The sequence below is a fragment of the Brevibacterium otitidis genome (genome assembly GCF_042429315.1).
Classification (GTDB): Bacteria; Actinomycetota; Actinomycetes; order Actinomycetales; family Brevibacteriaceae; genus Brevibacterium; species Brevibacterium otitidis.
In genome coordinates this window covers 1-1,267 of record NZ_JBHMAU010000095.1, presented here as the reverse complement: position 1 = coordinate 1,267, position 1,267 = coordinate 1, and the positions used below count along the sequence as shown (strand labels likewise).

Below are 1,267 nucleotides of genomic sequence, written 5' to 3'. Positions count from 1 at the left end.
GGCCGGGAATGTTGACTTACAACATCACCATTTTCCCAGTTCAGGAGGGGCATTTCCATTCCACACGCGGCTCGATCCGGCTACTTACATCGGTGGATCAAGGCTTAGCTTCGGCCCAGTTCTTATCGACGTTGATTTCATTCTCGGAAATATACTTCGCCACATCCGACGCGGCCTGAGTACCAAGCTCAGTGACCAGATCGTTGGCGACAGTCTCAGGCGAAACACCGAGATTCTTTGCGATTTCTCTAGTCTCCGGCTGTGCAAGCAACTTGGACTTAACGTCGTCCTCGCTGAGGGCACTCGCACTCGCGGAAGAGGGCGCCACCAGCACTGAAAGACAAAGCGCCAACGCCATAATTGTAGCCACGACAATCGGCAACCTCTCAGCGGTATCGGATACAAAATTCATTGATCTTCTTCCTCTCTTGGTTGTACCGAGTGACACATTTCACCCAACCAATGCGGCGGTGGCAAGTCAAGAGGAACGAACAACTGGTGTTGCGTTCTGAACGTAGTGATCAGCGCCTGCATGCGGATTGCTGGAGACGGTAACAGTCTGGTAACGGAGCGATTCGCTCGGTAAGGGGTGGCGGGAACTTGGATGGGTGAGCCGGACGGTGCCGCAGGGGGTATCCGGTCCCCGGCCCGACACAGACGCCCCACCGGCATTGCGTTCTCTCCCTGCTGGTGAAAAACATTCTAAACAAAGAAAGGGGTCGGCATGGCCCGGAAATTGCCCGCTAAGCGGAGTAAGCCACGTGTGTTTGATTCGATCACTGAGGCGGCTGCGAAGGGCACTGAGCTTGAGTATCTGCTAGCTCTTCGGCGCAAGCTTGCGAAAGCGTTGGACGCGCCTGATACGCCGCCGTATGCCCTGGCGGGGCTCTCTCGACAGTTCAATGAGGCTCTTCACAATCGAGGGTGTAGGTAGTGCTGTTCGGGTTTGCGGCGTGGCGGCTGGTTGAAGGGGTCGGGGCCTTCCGATGATGAAGGTTCCTGTACGCCTGATCTGGAAGACCTTGACGTGCTTGACGCTACGTTCAGTTGTCCTGATCTGACTGGTTTCTGCTTGCTCGGCGGGCTCGGGTTGGAGGTGACCGGGCTGTGCGTCGAGTCTGAGCGTGTTGTGTTGGCCTGCCGGCCGGTCGACGCCGATGATTGGTGCCATGACTGCGGAGGCCAGGGCAGAGCTCGGGGCACTGTGGTGCGGTGGCTGTCGCATGTTCCGCTGGGGTGGCGCCCGACGATCTTGCAGGTGAGGGTC

At 57.7% G+C, this 1,267-nt stretch carries 1 protein-coding gene and 1 pseudogene; one reads left to right on the top strand and one right to left on the bottom strand.

The genetic code is table 11. The features are described from left to right. Positions 1–97: 97 nt before the first annotated feature. Positions 98–412: a hypothetical protein gene (locus tag ACFFN1_RS13615; protein ID WP_376841372.1), complete on the bottom strand. Its 315-nt coding sequence runs from the start codon at positions 410–412 to the stop codon at positions 98–100. Between the two features lie 615 nt (positions 413–1,027). Here ACFFN1_RS13615 and ACFFN1_RS13610 point away from each other — a divergent pair. Beyond that, positions 1,028–1,267 (top strand): annotated as a pseudogene (locus ACFFN1_RS13610) (ISL3 family transposase); the annotation flags it as partial.

Bases quoted from the DNA above. Each gene is read 5' to 3' on its own strand.
- ACFFN1_RS13615 (WP_376841372.1), bottom strand. From the start codon at position 412: ATGAATTTTGTATCCGATACCGCTGAGAGGTTGCCGATTGTCGTGGCT.